The 504-nt window shown below is 68.7% G+C and carries 1 protein-coding gene; it reads right to left on the bottom strand.

From position 1 onward, the window contains the following. The coding region (locus ASV53_RS24485) for an aldehyde dehydrogenase family protein (RefSeq protein ID WP_141226341.1) at positions 1-504 on the bottom strand (504 nt) is incomplete at both ends.

Here is a 504-nt window from a genome sequence, read left to right as displayed (position 1 = left end):
AGCGCCTGACCAGCTTCGCGACCGAAGCCCTGGACGATGTTCAGTACGCCCGGCGGCAGGAGGTCACCGACGACTTCGATGAATACCATGATCGACAGCGGGGTCTGCTCGGCCGGCTTGAGCACGATGCAGTTACCGGCAGCCAGGGCCGGAGCCAGTTTCCAGGCGGCCATCAGCAGCGGGAAGTTCCACGGGATGATCTGCCCGACCACGCCGAGCGGTTCGTGGAAGTGGTAGGCGACGGTGTTCTCGTCGAGCTGGCTGATGCCGCCCTCCTGGGCGCGCAGCACACCGGCGAAGTAGCGGAAGTGGTCGACCGCCAGGGGGATGTCGGCGGCGAGGGTCTCGCGCACCGGCTTGCCGTTCTCCCACGTCTCGGCGACGGCGATGCGCTCGAGGTGCTGCTCGATGCGGTCGGCGATGCGGTTCAGCACCACGGCGCGTTCGGCCGGGCTCGTCTTGCCCCAGCCTGCGAACGCCGTCCAGGCGACGTCGACCGCGCGG

The organism is Photobacterium sanguinicancri, from assembly GCF_002265265.1.
GTDB classification, from domain to species: domain Bacteria; phylum Pseudomonadota; class Gammaproteobacteria; order Enterobacterales; family Vibrionaceae; genus Photobacterium; species Photobacterium sanguinicancri.
The sequence above is the reverse complement of the archived record's forward strand: the minus strand, read 5'-3'. Positions and strand labels throughout refer to the sequence as shown.